Source organism: Mesorhizobium sp. P3_A9 (assembly GCF_056402975.1).
This window is the reverse complement of record NZ_JBFUGJ010000775.1, coordinates 1-712: the sequence shown is the minus strand read 5'-3', so window position 1 is coordinate 712 and position 712 is coordinate 1. Positions and strand designations below refer to the sequence as shown.

At 59.3% G+C, this 712-nt stretch carries 1 protein-coding gene; it reads left to right on the top strand.

What is annotated here, in order from left to right; genetic code table 11:
* A partial coding sequence (locus tag AC1DX0_RS36675) for an ABC transporter ATP-binding protein (RefSeq protein WP_477359508.1) occupies positions 1 to 712 on the top strand: 712 nt, incomplete at both ends.

Sequence of the window (712 nt, the reverse complement as noted above, 5' to 3'; positions counted from 1 at the left end):
TCACCGTTGCTATCGACGGAAAGCTGATCCTCGACAAACTTTCGCTCGATATCAGACGGGGCGAGATCCTAGGCTTTGTCGGCGCCTCGGGCGCTGGCAAATCGGTGCTTTTGCGCACCATCCTTGGCCTGATGCGCAAGCAATCCGGAACGATCAAGTTGCTCGGCGTCGATGTCGATAAAGCGAGCGACATTGAACGTCTTCGCGTCGACATGCGGCTTGGCGTGCTGTTCCAGCATGGCGCGCTGTTTTCGGCTCTGACCGTGCAGGAAAACGTGCAGGTGCCGATGCGCGAATATCTCGACTTGCCGAAAAAGCTGATGGACGAGCTGGCGCTGCTCAAGATCGAGCTGGTCGGGCTGCCGCCGGACGCGGCGCAGAAATTTCCCTCCGAACTCTCCGGCGGCATGATCAAGCGCGCCGCACTGGCACGCGCGCTTGCGCTCGACCCTGACATCGTCTTTCTCGACGAGCCGACATCCGGCCTCGATCCGATCAGCGCGGCCGAATTCGACGAACTCGTCGTCAAGCTGCGCGACACCATGGATTTGACCGTCTATATGGTCACGCATGACCTCGATACGCTGTTTACCGCTTGCGACCACGTGGCGGTGCTCGGCAAGAAGAAAGTATTGGTCGAGGGCACTATCGACGACATGCTGAAGAGCGAGGACCCGTGGGTAAAATCCTATTTCCGCGGAAAACGCGCGCG